Annotated in this window: 15 protein-coding genes and 1 rRNA gene (1 of these 16 cut by a window edge); 8 read left to right on the top strand and 8 right to left on the bottom strand. The window is 53.4% G+C overall.

The window, feature by feature from the left end; all coding sequences use genetic code 11:
- Window positions 1-17: 17 nt before the first annotated feature.
- From rsmG to rpmH, 8 genes are all read right to left on the bottom strand, one after another.
- Window positions 18-737, bottom strand: a complete 720-nt coding sequence (rsmG, locus tag CIG75_RS00260) for a 16S rRNA (guanine(527)-N(7))-methyltransferase RsmG (protein ID WP_094234818.1) — start codon at window positions 735-737, stop codon at window positions 18-20.
- Window positions 730-2,616 carry a tRNA uridine-5-carboxymethylaminomethyl(34) synthesis enzyme MnmG gene (gene mnmG / locus CIG75_RS00255; RefSeq protein WP_094234817.1) on the bottom strand — a complete coding sequence of 629 codons (1,887 nt, stop codon included), beginning with the start codon at window positions 2,614-2,616 and terminating at the stop codon, window positions 730-732. The genes rsmG and mnmG overlap by 8 nt, the downstream gene beginning before the upstream one ends.
- 12 nt (window positions 2,617-2,628) lie before the next feature.
- Window positions 2,629-4,008 (bottom strand): tRNA uridine-5-carboxymethylaminomethyl(34) synthesis GTPase MnmE, encoded by a 1,380-nt coding sequence (mnmE, locus tag CIG75_RS00250; RefSeq protein WP_094234816.1) that lies wholly within the window; start codon window positions 4,006-4,008, stop codon window positions 2,629-2,631.
- Window positions 4,009-4,176: 168 nt separating this feature from the next.
- Window positions 4,177-4,866: an RNA-binding cell elongation regulator Jag/EloR gene (gene jag, locus CIG75_RS00245; protein WP_094234815.1), complete on the bottom strand. Its 690-nt coding sequence runs from the start codon at window positions 4,864-4,866 to the stop codon at window positions 4,177-4,179.
- Window positions 4,863-5,621: a YidC/Oxa1 family membrane protein insertase gene (locus CIG75_RS00240; protein ID WP_227874306.1), complete on the bottom strand. Its 759-nt coding sequence runs from the start codon at window positions 5,619-5,621 to the stop codon at window positions 4,863-4,865. The genes jag and CIG75_RS00240 overlap by 4 nt, the downstream gene beginning before the upstream one ends.
- Before the next feature lie 16 nt (window positions 5,622-5,637).
- Window positions 5,638-5,877, bottom strand: coding sequence for a membrane protein insertion efficiency factor YidD (gene yidD / locus CIG75_RS00235; RefSeq protein WP_094234814.1), 240 nt, complete (start codon window positions 5,875-5,877; stop codon window positions 5,638-5,640).
- Window positions 5,878-6,297 (bottom strand): ribonuclease P protein component, encoded by a 420-nt coding sequence (gene rnpA, locus CIG75_RS00230; RefSeq protein ID WP_094234813.1) that lies wholly within the window; start codon window positions 6,295-6,297, stop codon window positions 5,878-5,880.
- Between the two features lie 89 nt (window positions 6,298-6,386).
- Entirely contained in the window at window positions 6,387-6,521 is a 135-nt protein-coding gene (gene rpmH, locus CIG75_RS00225; RefSeq protein ID WP_087456289.1) for a 50S ribosomal protein L34, read from the bottom strand.
- Window positions 6,522-7,072: 551 nt separating this feature from the next.
- Between rpmH and dnaA the strand changes: the two genes are divergently transcribed.
- From dnaA to CIG75_RS00185, 8 genes are all read left to right on the top strand, one after another.
- Window positions 7,073-8,440: a chromosomal replication initiator protein DnaA gene (gene dnaA, locus CIG75_RS00220; protein WP_094234812.1), complete on the top strand. Its 1,368-nt coding sequence runs from the start codon at window positions 7,073-7,075 to the stop codon at window positions 8,438-8,440.
- Between the two features lie 260 nt (window positions 8,441-8,700).
- On the top strand, window positions 8,701-9,837 hold the full coding sequence (gene dnaN / locus CIG75_RS00215) for a DNA polymerase III subunit beta (RefSeq protein ID WP_094234811.1): 1,137 nt from the start codon (window positions 8,701-8,703) through the stop codon (window positions 9,835-9,837).
- Window positions 9,838-9,849: 12 nt separating this feature from the next.
- Window positions 9,850-10,071, top strand: coding sequence for a S4 domain-containing protein YaaA (yaaA, locus tag CIG75_RS00210; protein WP_094234810.1), 222 nt, complete (start codon window positions 9,850-9,852; stop codon window positions 10,069-10,071).
- A 6-nt stretch (window positions 10,072-10,077) separates the two neighbouring features.
- Window positions 10,078-11,187 carry a DNA replication/repair protein RecF gene (recF, locus tag CIG75_RS00205; protein ID WP_094234809.1) on the top strand — a complete coding sequence of 370 codons (1,110 nt, stop codon included), beginning with the start codon at window positions 10,078-10,080 and terminating at the stop codon, window positions 11,185-11,187.
- 12 nt (window positions 11,188-11,199) lie between these two features.
- Window positions 11,200-11,451: an extracellular matrix regulator RemB gene (gene remB, locus CIG75_RS00200; protein WP_094234808.1), complete on the top strand. Its 252-nt coding sequence runs from the start codon at window positions 11,200-11,202 to the stop codon at window positions 11,449-11,451.
- A 103-nt stretch (window positions 11,452-11,554) separates the two neighbouring features.
- Window positions 11,555-13,483 (top strand): DNA topoisomerase (ATP-hydrolyzing) subunit B, encoded by a 1,929-nt coding sequence (gene gyrB, locus CIG75_RS00195; protein ID WP_094234807.1) that lies wholly within the window; start codon window positions 11,555-11,557, stop codon window positions 13,481-13,483.
- Window positions 13,484-13,506: 23 nt separating this feature from the next.
- Window positions 13,507-16,035 carry a DNA gyrase subunit A gene (gene gyrA / locus CIG75_RS00190; RefSeq protein WP_094234806.1) on the top strand — a complete coding sequence of 843 codons (2,529 nt, stop codon included), beginning with the start codon at window positions 13,507-13,509 and terminating at the stop codon, window positions 16,033-16,035.
- 420 nt (window positions 16,036-16,455) lie between these two features.
- Window positions 16,456-17,746: ribosomal RNA gene (locus CIG75_RS00185) — 16S ribosomal RNA — on the top strand (it continues 254 nt past the right edge of the window).

Raw genomic sequence — 17,746 nt, 5'->3', positions numbered from 1 at the left:
ACATAAATCGACGAAGCTCAAAGCGGACTTTTGGACGGGGTGCCCGCTTTGCGCGGATATTGTTTAGGCGTTGCTTTGACTTTTTCAACGATGATGATGTTGCGCTCCCCCTCTTCGACGGGCAACGATGTTTTGACCACATCGACCACCCGCCCCCCGAGCAGATCGAGCGCTTTTTTCGCCTCGGCCACTTCGTTTTGTGCATCCGGCCCCTTCATGGCGAAAAAATGTCCACCGACTTGCACATACGGCAAACACAGTTCCAACAGCACATTCAAGCGTGCCACTGCACGGGCCGTGACCTGCGCAAACTGCCCGCGCAACTGACCTGGCTTCGCAAAGTCTTCTGCTCGCCCATGCATCGCTTTAAAGCTTTTCACTTCTAACGCAACAGCTAATTCATTTAAAAATCCGATCCGCTTGTTCAGCGAATCGAGCACCGTCACTTGTAGCTCGGGTGCCGCGATGTGTACCGGCAGCGATGGGAAACCCGCACCTGCCCCCACATCGAGCAACGTGCCTTTTTGTGCAAACTGCGGCACAGACAGCAAGGTGAGCGAATCATAAAAATGCTTAAAATAAACGCCTTGTGCATCGGTGATCGCCGTCAAGTTCATCTTTTCATTCCACTCGACCAGCCATGTAAAATAGGTCTCATACTGGACCATCTGCTCATCGGTCAGTGCGATGCCCAGTTTTTCGACTTCCTGCCTGAAAGAGGCTTGCACCTCATGCATTTGCGACACTCCTCTTCCCGTGCGTTTCCAAATAGACCATCAAAATTGAAATATCAGCCGGATTGACGCCCGAGATGCGCGATGCCTGACCGATGGAGCGCGGTCGGATTTTGCTCATCTTTTCGCGGGACTCGGTGGACAGCCCTTTGACCACACTGTAGTCGATGTCGTCAGGGATCAATTTTATTTCCAGCTTCTTCTGCTTTTCGATCTGTTGGTACGATTTATCGATATATCCTGCATACTTGGTTTGAATTTCGACCTGCTCCCTCACTTCTGGATGCAGTTCTTCTGGCGATGGTGCGAGTTCGGCGAGCATGTCGTACCCCACTTCTGGGCGGCGCAACAGCTGCTCCAACGTGACAGCGTCGGCAATCGGTGCCGAACCGAGTTCGGCCAATTTGCCATTGATCTCACCCGCTTTCACACGGGTTGTACGCAGACGACCTTTCTCGCGCTCGATCGCTTCTTTTTTCTGCAAGAAGCGGGCAAAACGCTGATCGGACAGCAAACCGATCTTGTGACCGATTTCCATCAAGCGCAAGTCGGCATTGTCATTGCGCAAGATCAAGCGATACTCGGCACGCGAGGTGAGCAAGCGATAGGGCTCGTTGGTGCCTTTGGTGACCAGATCGTCGATCATTACCGCAATGTACGCATCGGAGCGATCTAAGATCACCGGATCGCGCTCCTGCACGTGCATCGCCGCGTTGATCCCTGCGACCAGACCTTGCCCGGCCGCTTCCTCATAACCTGAGGTGCCGTTGATCTGGCCAGCTGTGAACAGACCTTCCACCTCTTTGGTCATCAGGGTCAGTTGAAGTTGCGTCGGTACGATCGCATCGTACTCGATCGCATAGCCTGGACGCATCATCTCCGCACGTTCCAAGCCTTTGATCGTGCGCAACATCCGCAATTGCACCTCTTCTGGCAAAGAGGTCGAGAGCCCTTGCACATAATACTCTGCCGTGTGACGTCCTTCCGGCTCCAAGAAGATCTGGTGCGAGGGGCGCTCCGCAAAACGGACGATCTTGTCTTCGATCGACGGGCAATAGCGCGGGCCCGTACCTTCGATGACGCCTGAAAACATCGGCGAGCGGTGCAGGTTTTCCTGGATGACCGCATGCGTGTTTTCATTCGTATAGGTCAACCAGCACGGCATCTGCTCGCGCGGCTCGACCTCATCGGAAAATTGGAAATGGTAAAACTGATCATCGCCCGGCTGGATCTCTGTCGCCGAAAAATCGATCGTATCGCGATGTACGCGCGGCGGCGTCCCCGTCTTGAAGCGAGCGAGTTGGAAGCCGTGATCGAGCAGCGAATCGGTCAGTTTGAGCGATGGCAACTGCCCGCTCGGACCGCCTTGGTATTGAACTTCGCCCATGATGATCTTCCCGCGCAAGTAAGTGCCGGTGGTGACGACAACCGCTCTCGCTCTGTAGATCGCCCCGCTTTGCGTGACAACGCCAGTGATGCGTCCATTTTCTGAAAGCAACTCATCGACCATGCCTTGGCGCACCGTCAAGTTGTGCGTCGCTTCCACCGTTTCTTTCATGCGGTGCGAATAATAAAATTTATCGGCCTGCGCCCGCAGCGCGTGCACCGCCGGGCCTTTGCCCGTGTTGAGCAGACGCATTTGCAGAAAGGTCAGATCGGTGTTGCGTCCCATTTCGCCGCCGAGCGCATCGATCTCGCGCACGACATTACCTTTCGCCGGGCCGCCAACGGCCGGGTTACACGGCATATAGGCGATCGTATCGAGCGAGATCGTCAGCATCAGCGTCTTACATCCCAGACGAGCGGTAGCCAGCGCTGCTTCGACACCGGCATGTCCGGCCCCGACGACGATGACCTCATATTGTCCAGCCTCATAACGCATGTTGGTTCCCTCCTATTTCCCCAGGCAGAATTGCGAGAAAATCTGGTCGAGCAAATCTTCGCCGACCGCTTCCCCGATCACTTCTCCCAGCGACATCCAACAGTTTTTCACATCGACCGCGACCAGATCGAGCGTCATCCCCACCTCTGCTGAGTGGAGGGCTTCTCGCATCTCGCGCATGCCTTTTTCCAACAGCGCCACATGGCGCGCATTCGAAACATAAGTACCTTCCTTGCCCTCGATTCCACCAGACAAGAACAGCTCCTCCACCGCCGCTTCGAGCTGCTCCAGCCCTTCACCTGAGGCTACCGAGGTTTCGACGATCCGCTTGCCAGCGGCCAGCCTGCCAAGCTCCTCCCCATCCACCTGACGCGGCAGATCCAACTTGTTCAGGATCAAAATGGCCGGATAGGGTGCGACCGCTGCCAACAGCTCGCGATCGACCGCTTCCAGTGGGCGCGAGGCATCCACCATAAACAGGACCAGGTCGGCCTGATTCAGCGCAGAACGCGAGCGCTCGACCCCGATCTTCTCGACCACATCTTCCGTTTCCCGAATGCCCGCCGTGTCGATGATGTTCAGCGGAATGCCGCGCAGGTTGATCATCTCTTCCAAAATATCGCGGGTCGTTCCAGGAATGTCGGTGACGATCGCACGGTTGGTGCGCGAAAGGGCATTGAGCAGCGACGACTTGCCGACGTTCGGCTTGCCGATGATCACTGTGTTCAACCCTTCGCGCAAAATTTTACCTGTCGTGGCACCTGCCAGCAACTTTTCGATCTCTGCGACGACCGAATGCCCTTCACGGATCACATGTTGCGTGGTCACATCTTCGACATCATGCTCCGGATAGTCGATCGTCACTTCGATATGGGCGAGCATCTCGACCATCTTTTGGCGGAGTGATCGAATCTTGTCGGACAGTTGACCTTCCACTTGGCTAAGCGCAACTTTCATCGCCATATCCGTTTTCGAGCGGATCACGTCGATGACCGCTTCGGCCTGGGACAGGTCGATCCGACCGCTTAGAAACGCGCGTTTCGTAAATTCGCCAGGTTCGGCCAGCCGTGCTCCGTGGTTCAACACCAAGCGCAACACGCGCTGCACCGCCACGATGCCGCCGTGCCCTTGGATCTCCACCACGTCCTCACCGGTGTATGTACGTGGCGCTTTTAAAACGGCACAAAAAACCTCATCGACACGCTCGCCCGTCTCTGGGTCAACGATGTGGCCGTAATTAAATGTGTGGCTGTCCACCGTGCACAGCTTTGTTTTACCGCGATAAAGTTTATCCACAATCGGGATTGCCTCACTGCCGGAGACGCGAATGATCGCGATACTACCTTCTCCGAGCGCTGTCGCAATCGCCGCAACCGTATCAAACTGATTCATGCATTTCTCTCCCAACTTATCCACTTCCCGTTTAGCTTACCCGTTCGAGACGATGTGCATAACCATTCTATCATAGCTCAGCAAAAGCTCAAAAACTATCCACATGTGGATAAAAAAACACAAAAAAAGAGCTCTGTGGGTTATCCACAAAGCTCTTTGCATGCGTAGTTACGAACGATGTTTAGAAGAAGTCCGGCGACTGCCCCGCTCACGAGCGTGCTCACCCTTCTTACCCTTGGGCGAGATCACCACTTTGCGATGCGGCTCATCTCCATGCGAGAACGTGACCACATCCTCACGGTGTTGCAAGTAGGAATGAATCACTTTGCGCTCAGTTGGTGACATCGGTTCGAGCATGATCTCACGCTTTTGCATCAGCGCCTTGTTCGCCAACCGTTCGGCCAGACGCTCCAAAGTCTCTTTGCGGCGCAAGCGGTATTCTTCTGCATCGAGCACAATTTTCAAAAAGCGCTCGCTGTGCTTGTTCGCCACCAGGTTGACCAAGTATTGCATCGCATCGAGCGTTGTGCCGCGGCGACCGATCAAAATGCCGATCGACTCGCCAGACAACTTGATCAGATACTGCGTATCGCTTTCTTGTTCCACGTCGATGCCGACCTGCTTGATCGACATCGACTCCAATACATCACGGAGAAATTTGATCGTCTCCTCCATCGGGTCGAGCTGAAGAAGTTCTACTTCCACCTCTGCATCCCGAGTGCCAAAGAGTCCAAAAAAACCGCGGCTAGGCTGTGTCAAAACGGTTACGGTTACGCGATCTCGGGAGACGCCCAATTTTTTTAGAGCCAACTCGGTTGCGAGTTCAACCGTTTTTCCCGTTGTGATCAGCTTTTTCATTTCTTTTTGCCCCCTGGAGCTGGAGCAGCCGGAGCGTTAGGTGCTTTGATCCCTTTGGTGAAGTAGGTCTGAACGATGGTCAGGATGTTCGAGAAAATCCAGTACAGACCGAGTGCCGCCGGGAATTGCCAAGTGAAGAAACCGATCATCAGCGGCATGATCGCGATCATGATCTTCGTGTTCGGGTCGTTGTTGACCATCGACATCTTCGATTGGATGTAGGTGGTACCCGCCGCGAGAACGGCGAGGATGATGTTTTCGATCGACTGCGTGCTCGACAAGAGCAGAATCCCGAGGAATTCATGTTCCTTCAAAGCTTGGTTGCTATTGATCGCTTGGTACAGCGCGAGCAAAATCGGCATCTGCACCAAAATCGGGAAACAGCCGGCCAGCGGGTTCGCGTTGTACTGCTGGAACAGCTTCATCGTTTCTTCGTTGATTTTTTGCTTGTCATCTTTGTACTTTTCGCGGATCTTCGTCAGTTCCGGCGAGAGTTGTTGCATGACCTTGGTATAGCGGATCTGTTTGATCATCAGCGGCAGCGTGATGATGCGGACGATCAGGGTCACGATCAGGATCGCGATCCCGTAGTCTGTAGTCAGCTCGTAAAAATAGTCAAGTCCGTCCGAAACGATACCGACAAACTTGCCCCAAAAACCGCTTCTGTCCAGTGTGCCGTCTGCGTTGGTGCCACAGCCGGTCATCATGACAGCAAGCAGCATCAGGGTGACAGGAATCTTCATTCGTTGAAACAAGCTGTGTTCCCCTCCTTCAATGAGAGCAATCGTGATCTATGTAAGGTTTAGGCACAGGGTCAAATCCCCCTCGGTGCCAAGGACCGCACTTCAGAATTCGCTTGAGGGTAAGGAACAGGCCGCGTAGAACACCGTGTGTCTGCACGGCTTGCACTCCATACTCCGAACAGGTCGGATAAAATCGGCATGATGGCGGTTTCATCGGAGAGATGAACTTTTGATAGAAACGAAACAACCACAACAGTGCTCGTTTCATCTAGTGCACTCCTTTTTTCCGCTCACCTTGCTTGTCCGATGCCGAGCGCCGCGTTTGCTGCTGCGGTTTGCGCTTTTGCGCGTCCGGCTTGTCCATGTTGCGAAGCAGATGGTGGACGTTTTGCACCACGTTTTCATATTCAAGCTCAGCCGCAGACGGGCGAGCGATCACCACCAGATCATACGCTTCCTTGATCTGGTCGCGACTTGAGCGAAACGCTTCCCTAAGCAGGCGCTTCACGCGGTTACGAGTAACCGCCTTCCCCACCTTCTTGCTCACCGAAAAGCCGACGCGGAACGTGTCGCTGTTTCGATTTTTTAAAAAATAGATGACGAGATAGCGGTTGGCAAAAGACTGTCCATGATGAAAAACCCGCTGAAAGTCTCGTTTGTCTGTCAACCGGTGTTCTTTTTGTAGCATGAACCTGGCCCCCCATTCATCTCCTAGTATACGGAAGCAAGGGTGCCGTTAAACCGCTCGTTATGTAAAAAGGCCACGAAAACGTGGCCTTATGCGGACAGAACCTTTCTTCCTTTGCGACGACGTGCAGCCAGTACACGACGGCCATTTTTAGAAGCCATGCGGGTACGGAAGCCATGCACTTTCTTGCGCTTGCGTACGTTCGGTTGGAAAGTACGTTTCATCGATCTACACCTCCCTATAGAACTTTCTATCTGAATGAGAGAAAGCCAACTGTAGACAATACACTACGTCATTATAGCGGAGGTAGCGTTTGATTGCAAGATTGGTTTCAGTCTCAATAACAGGAAACGCCCGCTGCAAGCCTGTGGAAAACTTTTTCGACAGATCAAATCGTTTTCGACAAGTATTCAACAGCATTATCCACAATCCACATGGCTGTGAACAATTCGAATTGCATACTGTTTTTGGTGTGGATAAGTTTGAAAAAGTCCGTTGTCATCAGGGTTTCATTTCTGATATGATGGAGTAGCTTGTCCGTGGATAACATTTCCGTATCCACAAAGATATCCACACCTGTGGATATCTTTGTGGATTACTATCCTCATGTGTGGATCATCAATCCCCAAGGATGGGGACAACAACCAGCATTATCCTGAAAACTTCGGAAAGAATCGACACGGTTCGCCTCAATTATTATCCACAATACTTGTTGGTAATCGCAAGGGGATGTGGATTTTTATTGTGTATTTTTTTTGGGGAGGTTCCTGACTTCATGGATCGGCAAGCACTAGACCTGTGGCAGAAGACAACGGCCACACTGGAAACGAAGCTCTCCAAGCCCAGTTTCGAGACTTGGTTCAAATCGACGCAGCCCGTGTCCTATGAGAACAATACGCTGATTGTCTCCGTGCCGAACGAATTTTCCCGCGACTGGCTGGAATCCCGATACTCGGCCATCATTAAGGAAACGCTCTCTACCCTCACGAGGCAAGAGGTGACGGTCAAGTTTGTCATCCCGCAAGTTTTTGATGAATCGCTCTATGAAAATTCACCAAAACCTGCGCCGCCAAACAAACCGGCCGAGCCTTCAGGCGAAGAGCTGTCAGAATTTGTTCCATCGGCGCTCAATCCAAAGTATCTGTTCGATACGTTCGTCATCGGAGCTGGCAACCGCTTTGCGCACGCAGCTTCTTTAGCCGTAGCCGAAGCTCCAGCCAAAGCGTACAATCCATTGTTCATCTACGGGGGCGTCGGGCTTGGCAAAACGCACTTGATGCACGCGATCGGCCATTATGTGCTCGATCACAACCCGCAGGCAAAAGTGGTCTACATCTCGTCGGAGAAATTCACCAACGAGTTCATCAATGCCATTCAATACAACAAGACGGTCGATTTCCGCAACAAGTATCGCAACGTGGACGTGCTCTTAATCGACGATATTCAGTTTCTCGCCGGGAAAGAACAGACCCAAGAGGAATTTTTCCATACGTTTAATGCGTTGCACGAGGAGAGCAAGCAGATCATCATCTCCTCCGACCGTCCGCCTAAAGAGATCCCGACGCTGGAAGACCGCTTGCGCTCGCGCTTCGAATGGGGCCTGATCACCGACATTCAGCCGCCTGACTACGAGACCAGGATTGCGATTCTTCGCAAAAAGGCCAAGGCCGAAGCGCTCGACATTCCAAGCGAAGTGATCACCCATATCGCCAACAAGATCGACACGAACATTCGCGAACTCGAAGGCGCACTGATCCGCGTCGTCGCCTATTCGTCACTGATCAACCGCGACTTGTCGGCAGAGCTTGCGATGGAAGCATTAAAAGACATCATTCCTTCGAATAGGCCGAAGCAGATCACGATTCCGGCGATCCAAAAGGTCACCGGCGAACATTTTGACATGAAGCTGGAAGACTTCAAGGCGAAAAAGCGGACCAAGGCGATCGCCTACCCGCGCCAGATCGCCATGTATCTCGCCCGCGAGCTGACCGATTTTTCATTGCCGAAGATCGGGGAAGAATTTGGCGGCCGCGATCACACCACCGTCATCCACGCGCATGAGAAGATCGCGAAAGAGCTGCAAACCGACTTCACATTGCGCCAGACGATCGAAACGCTAAAAGAAAAACTTGGCCACAATTAAGAATTGGGGATAACGATTGTGACCAAGCTGTGAATAACTACACAGTCCAATTGGGCACTTGGATATGTGGATAAGTAGAAGATCCTTACGCACAGATTGTCCACATGCTCCAAATCAGATCTGTCGTGGGGTTTCGACACTTTTCCACATATTCAGTGCCCTTATTACTGTTATTACTGAAGATCTTTATAATAACTACTCCACCTACTACTACTATGCTTGGGGTTCTGAGTGTATGACTGCCTGAGGGGGAAACATTCATGAAAATCTTGATTCAGCGCCAAAGCCTCGTGCAAGCAATCCAACATGTTCAAAAAGCGGTGTCAGGCAAAACGACCATTCCGGTGCTGACCGGGATCAAGATCGTCGCGACCAAAGAGGGCCTTTCGCTCACGGCGACCGACTTGGAAATCGGGATTGAAACCCGCCTGCCGACACACATAGAAGAAGATCAGATTGTACAGGTTATCGAAGAAGGTGCGATCGTACTGTCCGCTAAGTTTTTAAGCGACATCGTGCGCAAGCTACCAAGCCAGCAAGTGGAGATCGAAGTGAAGCAAAACTACCTGACGATCATCCGCGGCGGGAAATCGGAGTACAATCTGCACGGCCTCGACCACGAAGAGTTTCCGCGTCTGCCGCAAGTGAGCGGCAATCAAGTGTTCTCGGTGCAGTCCGATCTTTTGAAAGACATGATCCGCCAGACATCTTTTGCCGTGTCGAACGAAGAGATCCGTCCGGTGCTGACCGGAGTGATGTTCTCGCTTCGCAAAGGCAGTTTGAAATTTGTCGCAACCGACTCACATCGCCTTGCCACCCGTGAAGCGGCGGTCGAAGCGTCCGAAGATCTGGAGATTCACAACGTGATCATCCCCGGTAAGAGCCTGAACGAATTGGGACGACTGTTGAGCGACGATTCTTCACTTGTCGATCTTGTCGTTGCTGACAACCAAGTGCTGGTGCAAATGGACAAGACCCAGTTCTACACCCGCCTGATCGATGGCCAATATCCGGATATCTCGCGGATCATTCCGTCCAATTTCAAAACGGGGCTCACCGTGAAGACCAAAGAGCTGCAAGGCGCGGTGGAACGTGCCTCTTTGATCGCAAAAGAGCATGAAAACAACCTGGTTCGCTTAAACATCAAAATAGGCGGGATCGAAATTTCCTCCAATTCTCCGGACGTCGGGAAGGTGTCGGAATCGATTGAAGATGTGTCGGTGACCGGTGACGAACTGCTGATCGCCTTCAACTCCAAGTTCATGCTCGACGCACTGCGCGTGATCGACAGCGAAGATCTGCTGATCGAGTTCACCGGTTCGATGAGCCCGTTCCTGGTGAAAATCCCAGACAATCCGAACTGCCTCCACCTCATCTTGCCGGTGCGGATTTACTAAGGGGGAACTTACGTGGCGTATCAAGAGGTCAAGATCGAGTCGGAATATATCACCTTGCAGCAGTTTCTAAAATTTGCAGACATCCTCGATTCGGGCGGCGCGGTCAAATGGTTTTTGGAGGAGCAAGACATCAAGGTGAACGGCTCTCCGGAGAAACGACGCGGCAAAAAGCTTCGCGACGGCGACTTGGTGGTCATCGCAGGCATCGGTTCCTACCGCGTCGTGCAAGGCTAAGCGCTCATGTGGATCAAAGCACTGGAACTGCGCAACTTTCGCAATTACGAATCGCTTCAGCTCTTCGATCTCTCACCGCGAGTAAACATTCTCGTCGGTCAGAATGCGCAGGGCAAGACGAACGTCGTCGAAGCGATTCTGCTTTTGTCTGTCGCAAAAAGCCACCGCACGAACAAAGATGCGGAGATGATCCGCTTTGAAGAGGAGTTTGCCTTTCTCCAAGGCCTGATCGAACGCAGTGAACGCACGTATCGCCTCGATCTGCGCCTGCTGCCCAAAGGCAAAAAAAGTGCGGTAAACGGCGTTGAGAAACGAAAGATGAGCGACTTTGTCGGTCATCTCAACGTCGTGCTCTTCGCGCCGGAAGACCTCCAACTGATCAAAGGCGGCCCGCAGCAGCGACGGCGGTTTTTGGATGTGGAGATCGGCCAAGTCTCTCCGCAGTATCTTTACAACCTGACCCAGTATCAAAAAGTGCTCTTGCAGCGCAACTCCTTGCTCAAAGAGATCGCTCACAAAAAAGTGGGCGCGGAAATGCTGATGATCTGGGACGATCAGCTCGCCGTCTACGGAACGAAAGTGATCAAGAAACGGCTGGAGTTTGTGGACAAACTGGAGACCTTCGCAAAAGATATCCACAGGCGGATCAGCGGTGGCAAGGAAGAGCTGTCCTTTCACTATCAAAATTCGCTAGATTGTACAGAACTTGTACAACTCGAAGAGGTCTACCGCAAAGAGCTGGAACAAAAGCGCAAGGTCGATCTGTTGCGCGGTTCCACTTCGACCGGACCGCACCGCGATGATCTGGAAGTTCGGATCAACGGTCACAAAGTGCAGACGTTCGGTTCACAAGGTCAGCAGCGAACCGCATCGCTGTCGATGAAACTGGCGGAGATCGATTTGATCAAAGCGGAGGTCGGCGAATACCCGGTCCTACTGCTCGACGATGTGCTGTCCGAGTTGGATGAATCGCGCCAACTCCATTTGGTGCAGAGCATGGGGGAAAAAGTGCAGACGATCGTCACGACGACGACGACCTTTGGTCTGGAACACTTTCTGAGCGAGGAAGCTAACGTGTATCGGGTGGAACATGGTATAATCTCGAAAGAAGGGTAGGTGAATTTTGGCATGTTCATTCACTTGGGCGGCGATGTGATGGTCCAAAGCAAAGACGTGATTGCCATCTTTGACCTGAAGATGAAGTACTCTTCGGACAGCACCAAAGAATTTCTCAATGTGGCCGATGAAGAAGGATTTGTGGTAATGATTGACGAAAATGAGAGCAAATCATTTGTGGTGACTTCAAAAAAAGTTTACTATTCTCCGATTTCTTCTCTCACGTTAAAAAAGCGGGCAGGGTTCGTCTCGGAGCTCGAATAGTTGACTTGTCGTCCCCAGACATTCCAATCTGGCGGACTTTTTAAAATGATTGGCGTTTGGAGACAATACATACAAAAGTGTTTACACATGGAGGGTACCGACATTGACTCAGGAATTGAATGCCTCCGTTTACGATGAGAATCAGATACAGGTTCTCGAAGGATTGGAAGCGGTCCGAAAGCGTCCGGGGATGTACATCGGTTCCACGACTTCGAGAGGACTGCATCACCTCGTCTGGGAAATCGTTGACAATGGGATTGACGAAGCGCTGGCCGGTTTTTGTGACCATGTGCAAGTGATCATACAAGCGGATAACAGTATCAAAGTCAGCGACAACGGCCGTGGCGTGCCCACCGGGATTCACCCGAAGATGGGAATTCCGACAGTTGAGGTCGTTTATACGATTTTGCATGCAGGTGGTAAGTTTGGCGGTGAAGGCTACAAAGTGTCGGGCGGTCTGCACGGCGTGGGTGCCTCTGTCGTGAATGCGCTGTCCGAATGGATGGAAGTCACCGTGCGCCAAAAGGGCAAGGTGTTTCAGCAGCTCTATGACCGCGGCGCGCCGCGATTCGGCCTGAAAGAGATCGGGGAGATGGAAGAGAGCGAGCGCTCGGGCACGACTGTCATTTTTAAGCCCGACCCGGAGATCTTCACGGAGACGACCGACTTTGAATACGAGATCCTCGAAGGCCGCCTGCGTGAGTTGGCGTTCTTGAACGGGGGCTTGCGCATCACGCTTCGCGATGAGCGCGAAGGCAATGAAAAAGAAGAGGTGTTCTTCTACGAGGGCGGGATTGCGTCCTTTGTTGAGTATTTGAACAAAGATCGTGAAGTGCTGTTCACGCCGCCCGTGTTAACCTCGGGCGAAAAGGATGGCATCATTGCGGAAGTGTCGCTGCAGTACAACGATTCCTACTCGAAGGACAACATCTACTCGTTTGCCAACAACATCAACACACACGAGGGCGGCACGCACGAATCGGGTTTCAAATCGGCGTTGACCCGTGTGATCAACGAGTATGCGCGCAAGTATAACCTGCTCAAAGAAAATGAGAACAACCTGACGGGCGATGATGTGCGCGAAGGCATTTGTGCGATCATCTCGGTGAAGATTCCGGAGCCGCAGTTTGAGGGGCAGACCAAGACCAAGCTTGGCAACTCGGAAGTGCGGGGGATTGTCGAGACCATTTTTGCTGAAAAGTTCATGACGTTCCTCGATGAGAACCCGACGACGGCGAAGAAGATCATCGAAAAGGCATTGCTGGCCTACCGCGCCCGTGAAGCTGCTCGCAAAGCACGGGAGTTGACCCGCCGCAAATCGGCGCTGGAAGTGTCTTCGCTGCCGGGGAAATTGGCCGACTGCTCGTCGCGCGACCCGCACGAATCGGAGATCTTCATCGTCGAAGGCGACTCGGCAGGTGGCTCGGCCAAACAAGGCCGCGACCGTCATCGCCAGGCGATCCTGCCGCTTCGCGGGAAGATCCTCAACGTGGAAAAGGCGCGCCTGGACAAAATTTTGTCCAACAACGAAATTCGGTCGATCGTCACGGCGCTCGGCACAGGCGTGGGCGATGATTTCAACTTGGAGAAAGCGCGTTATCACAAGATTGTGATCATGACCGACGCCGATGTTGACGGCTCGCACATTCGCATTCTGTTGCTGACCTTCTTCTACCGCTACATGCGCGAACTGATCAAGGCGGGCTATGTCTACATCGCACAGCCACCGCTGTACAAGGTCACCAAAGGCAAGGCGGTCAGCTACGCGTATAACGATCGCGAACTGGAAGCGCGTCTGAACGAAATTGGCCGCACGGGCATCAACATCCAGCGCTACAAAGGTCTGGGCGAGATGAACGCTGAGCAGCTCTGGGAGACGACGATGGACCCGGAAAGCCGGACGCTGTTGCAAGTGGGCATCGAGGATGCGGCGCGGGCCGACGAGTTTTTTGACAAGTTGATGGGCGACCGGGTCGAGCCGCGCCGTGAATACATCGAGCAGAATGCGCGCTATGCGCAGCTTGACATCTAGAACAAAATCTAAGGGGATTCCTTATGACCGAATTTGATCGCAATCCGACGATAGACATCACCAAGGAGTTGCGAAACTCCTTTATCGACTACGCAATGAGTGTCATCGTCTCCCGCGCGCTGCCTGATGTGCGCGACGGGCTCAAGCCGGTGCATCGCCGGATTTTGTTCGCGATGTATGAAGTCGGCATGACACCTGATAAGCCGTATAAGAAATCGGCCCGCGTCGTCGGTGACGTGCTGGCCAAATACCATCCGCACGGCGACTCGTCCGTTTATGACGCGATGGTGCGGATGGCGCAGGATTTCAACACGCGCTATCTGCTCGTAGATGGACACGGCAACTTTGGTTCGGTCGATGGCGACTCCGCCGCGGCGATGCGTTATACCGAGTCCAGAATGTCCAAGATCGCGATGGAACTGCTTCGCGACATCAACAAAGAGACGGTCGATTTCGGGCCTAACTATGACGGCAACGAAAAAGAGCCGCAAGTTTTACCAGCGCGCTTCCCGAACCTGCTCGTCAACGGTTCGGCAGGGATCGCCGTCGGGATGGCGACGAACATCCCGCCGCACAACTTGCGCGAAGTGATCGACGGCGTTCTGATGATGATCGAGAACCCGGATGTGACCGTTTCGGAACTGATGAACGTCATTCCAGGGCCGGACTTCCCGACAGCAGGTCAGATTCTTGGTCGCTCCGGCATTCGTTCCGCCTATGAAACGGGTCGCGGTTCGATCGTCATGCGTGCCAAGTCGGAGTTCGAAGAAGCGAATAATGGCAAGACGCGCATCATCGTCACCGAACTTCCGTTTCAGGTCAACAAAGCCCGCCTGATCGAAAAAATCGCGGAGCTTGTCCGCGATAAAAAGATCGACGGTATCACCGACCTGCGCGACGAGTCGGACCGCAAAGGGATGCGCATGGTCATCGAACTGCGCCGCGACGTCAAGCCGCAGGTTGTCCTGAACAACCTGTACAAGCAAACGCAGTTGCAGACTACTTTTGGTGTCAACATGCTGGCGCTCGTTCACGGCGAGCCGAAAGTGCTCAACCTGCGCGAAGTGATCTACCACTACATCGAACACCAAAAAGACGTCATCACTCGCCGCACCCAGTTCGAACTGAAAAAAGCGCGCGCAAGAGCGCATATCCTCGATGGTTTGCGCATCGCGCTCGACCATATCGATGCGGTGATCGCATTGATTCGTGCTTCGCGCACGACCGAAGATGCGCGCAACGGTTTGATCTCGGAGTTTAAGCTTTCCGAAGAGCAGGCGCAGGCGATTCTCGACATGCGTCTGCAACGCCTGACCGGACTTGAACGCGACAAGATCGAAAACGAATACAACGAGCTGTTGAAGCAGATCGCCGAATATGAAGCGATCCTGGCCGATCAAAACCTGCTCATGAGCGTGATCAAAGAAGAGATCACCGAAATCCGTGAGACGTTTGGCGACGACCGTCGCACGGCGATCACTTCGGCGGAGGGCGAGATTGACGAAGCCGATCTGATCCCGGTTGAAGATGTGGTGATCACTATCACGCATCAAGGCTACATCAAGCGCCTTCCGGTCTCGACCTACCGCAGCCAACGTCGCGGTGGACGCGGTGTGACAGCAACGGGGATGAAAGAAGAGGATTTTGTCGAGCATCTCTTTATCACCTCGTCACACAACGACGTGCTGTTCTTTACGAACCGCGGACGTGTCTATCGCCTGAAGGGCTACGAGGTGCCGGAGTTTGGCCGTGCAGCCAAAGGGACTCCGATTATCAACCTGTTGAATATCGAGCAAGGCGAAAGTGTTTCCGCAGTGATTCCGCTCGAGCACACCGCCCAAGCGGCGGAACAGGTTGATGAGGTGATCGAGGACACGGTGGCAGAGACGGAAGAGGATTCGGCCGCACAAGGTCCGTTCCTGTTCATGGGCACGCGCAAAGGCGTGGTCAAAAAGACACCGCTCTCTCAATTCAACAACATTCGCAAAGCCGGCTTGATCGCGCTGACGCTTCGCGACGAAGACGAACTGATCGGGGTCAAACTCACCGATGGCAAGCAACAGATCATCATCGGTACCCGCGAAGGTATGTCCGTTCGCTTCGCCGAGCAAGACGTGCGCTCGATGGGCCGCACGGCGGCAGGCGTGAAAGGGATCGATCTGACCGCCAGCGATGTCGTCATTGATATGGACGTTGTCAACAAAAAGGCGTTCGTTCTGGTCGTGACCAGCAACGGCTATGGCAAGCGCTCTCCGATGGGCTCCTACCGGAGCCAAGGCCGAGGCGGAAAAGGGATCAAGACGCTCGACCGCACCGATAAAACCGGGCATGTGGTCGGCTTGAAGATCGTAACGACCGACGATGACATCTTAGTCATTACCAACACAGGGGTCGTCATCCGTACTCCGGTCAACAAAATCTCGGAACAGAGCCGGATCACCCAAGGTGTCAAACTGATCAACCTTCACGGCGACGGTGAAGAAGTCTCCACCGTGGCTCGCGTCCTCACAGGCGATGAGGATGAGGTCGATCTCCCGAAAGAAGCGGAATAACCGCGAACCTCTCAAACGAACCACGCTCACAATCACAGGTGAGCGTGGTTTTTTTATCACTTGCACAGCGTCTGAGCGGGCGAGAGGACGAGACAGCTAAAGGGTAGCTTTTGCGATTCGCAAGTTTTGTTCCTGTTTGTTCGACAGGTTTGCTTCCCGCTCTGAGTCGAACATGATAAGATAGCTCTTGTCGCCGCGAGCAAATTCTTGCGAGACGAAAGATATTGAAAATACTTGTTGACCTGATGCAGACAAGTATGATACATTATCTCTTGTCGCCGCGAGAGACATGCGGTGATAACTCAACGAAGAACGCGACTTCCTGTCGCAACGTTGGACAATGAATAACCGATTGATCCTTGAAAACTAAACGAGTGTTACAGAGATCTGATGCGAGTCAAGATACAAACTTTTTCAACTTTTATTGAGAGTTTGATCCTGGCTCAGGACGAACGCTGGCGGCGTGCCTAATACATGCAAGTCGAGCGGACCGGAGGGAGCTTGCTTCCAAAGGTTAGCGGCGGACGGGTGAGTAACACGTGGGCAATCTGCCCGACAGACTGGGATAACGCTTGGAAACGAGTGCTAATACCGGATAAGCGATTTCCTCGCATGAGGAGATCGAGAAAGAAGCTTTCGCTTCACTGTCGGATGAGCCCGCGGCGCATTAGCTAGTTGGTGAGGTAACGGCTCACCAAGGCGACGATGCGTAGCCGACCTGAGAGGGTGATCGGCCACACTGGGACTGAGACACGGCCCAGACTCCTACGGGAGGCAGCAGTAGGGAATCTTCCACAATGGGCGCAAGCCTGATGGAGCAACGCCGCGTGAATGATGAAGGCCTTCGGGTTGTAAAATTCTGTCTTCTGTGAAGAACAAGTGTGAGAAGGGAATGCTCACACCCTGACGGTAACAGAGGAGGAAGCCCCGGCTAACTACGTGCCAGCAGCCGCGGTAATACGTAGGGGGCAAGCGTTGTCCGGAATCACTGGGCGTAAAGCGCGCGCAGGCGGCCATCTGCGTCCGGGGTGAAAGCCCAAGGCTCAACCTTGGGACTGCCTTGGATACGGGATGGCTTGAGGATCGGAGAGGCAAGGGGAATTCCACGTGTAGCGGTGAAATGCGTAGAGATGTGGAGGAACACCTGTGGCGAAGGCGCCTTGCTGGCCGATTTCTGACGCTGAGGCGCGAAAGCGTGGGGAGCAAACAGGATTAGATACCCTGGTAGTCCACGCCGTAAACGATGAGTGCTAGGTGTTGGGGGGTACCACCCTCAGTGCCGAAGCTAACGCATTAAGCACTCCGCCTGGGGAGTACGGTCGCAAGACTGAAACTCAAAGGAATTGACGGGGGCCCGCACAAGCAGTGGAGCATGTGGTTTAATTCGAAGCAACGCGAAGAACCTTACCAAGACTTGACATCCCGCTGACCGGTTTAGAGATAGACCTTCCCTTCGGGGCAGCGGTGACAGGTGGTGCATGGTTGTCGTCAGCTCGTGTCGTGAGATGTTGGGTTAAGTCCCGCAACGAGCGCAACCCCTAAATTGTGTTGCCATCATTCAGTTGGGCACTCACAATTGACTGCCGGTGACAAACCGGAGGAAGGCGGGGATGACGTCAAATCATCATGCCCCTTATGTCTTGGGCTACACACGTGCTACAATGGGCGGTACAAAGGGTTGCGAGGCCGCGAGGCGGAGCCAATCCCAAAA

The organism is Tumebacillus algifaecis, from assembly GCF_002243515.1.
Lineage (GTDB): Bacteria > Bacillota > Bacilli > Tumebacillales > Tumebacillaceae > Tumebacillus_A > Tumebacillus_A algifaecis.
Note: the sequence above shows the minus strand (reverse complement) of the source record. Positions and strands in the feature narration are given on the sequence as shown.

Excerpts from the sequence above, each read along its gene's own strand:
- rsmG (WP_094234818.1), bottom strand. The coding sequence starts at position 737 with ATGCATGAGGTGCAAGCCTCTTTCAGGCAGGAAGTCGAAAAACTGGGC.
- mnmG (WP_094234817.1), bottom strand. The coding sequence starts at position 2,616 with ATGCGTTATGAGGCTGGACAATATGAGGTCATCGTCGTCGGGGCCGGA.
- recF (WP_094234809.1), top strand. The coding sequence starts at position 10,078 with ATGTGGATCAAAGCACTGGAACTGCGCAACTTTCGCAATTACGAATCG.
- jag (WP_094234815.1), bottom strand. The coding sequence starts at position 4,866 with ATGAAAAAGCTGATCACAACGGGAAAAACGGTTGAACTCGCAACCGAG.
- mnmE (WP_094234816.1), bottom strand. The coding sequence starts at position 4,008 with ATGAATCAGTTTGATACGGTTGCGGCGATTGCGACAGCGCTCGGAGAA.
- yidD (WP_094234814.1), bottom strand. The coding sequence starts at position 5,877 with ATGAAACGAGCACTGTTGTGGTTGTTTCGTTTCTATCAAAAGTTCATC.
- remB (WP_094234808.1), top strand. The coding sequence starts at position 11,200 with ATGTTCATTCACTTGGGCGGCGATGTGATGGTCCAAAGCAAAGACGTG.
- dnaA (WP_094234812.1), top strand. The coding sequence starts at position 7,073 with ATGGATCGGCAAGCACTAGACCTGTGGCAGAAGACAACGGCCACACTG.
- gyrA (WP_094234806.1), top strand. The coding sequence starts at position 13,507 with ATGACCGAATTTGATCGCAATCCGACGATAGACATCACCAAGGAGTTG.
- rpmH (WP_087456289.1), bottom strand. The coding sequence starts at position 6,521 with ATGAAACGTACTTTCCAACCGAACGTACGCAAGCGCAAGAAAGTGCAT.
- rnpA (WP_094234813.1), bottom strand. The coding sequence starts at position 6,297 with ATGCTACAAAAAGAACACCGGTTGACAGACAAACGAGACTTTCAGCGG.
- dnaN (WP_094234811.1), top strand. The coding sequence starts at position 8,701 with ATGAAAATCTTGATTCAGCGCCAAAGCCTCGTGCAAGCAATCCAACAT.